The following is a 425-nucleotide window of genomic DNA, read 5'->3' on the forward strand; positions in this document are numbered from 1 at the left end:
GCCGGAGTGCCGGCCGATCGGGGCGAGGTCCCGCCACATCTCCTGGAAGGACGCCGGGGCGGGCCCGGACGGGCCGGGCCGGTGTTCCGGGGGCGTCACGGCTGCTCCCCCTCCGTCATCGGCACGCGCACGCCCTTCTCCGCGGCGACGGACCCGGCGGTGTCGTATCCCGCGTCGACGTGCCGGACGACGCCCATGCCCGGGTCGTTCGTGAGCACCCGGCGGATCTTCTCGCCGGCGAGCTCGGTGCCGTCGGCGACCGTGACCTGCCCCGCGTGGATGGAGCGCCCCATGCCGACGCCTCCCCCGTGGTGGAGGGAGACCCAGGACGCCCCCGACGCCACGTTGACCATGGCGTTCAGCAGGGGCCAGTCCGCGATCGCGTCGGAGCCGTCGAGCATCGCCTCGGTCTCCCGGTACGGCGA

1 pseudogene is annotated in these 425 nt (G+C 75.1%); it reads right to left on the minus strand.

Annotated features, from left to right (window positions below):
• Positions 1-95: 95 nt before the first annotated feature.
• A pseudogene (locus IH13_RS0103260) lies at positions 96-425 on the minus strand (urocanate hydratase); the annotation flags it as partial.

The sequence above is a fragment of the Streptomyces sp. NRRL WC-3549 genome (assembly GCF_000721935.1).
Taxonomy (GTDB): Bacteria; Actinomycetota; Actinomycetes; order Streptomycetales; family Streptomycetaceae; genus Streptomyces.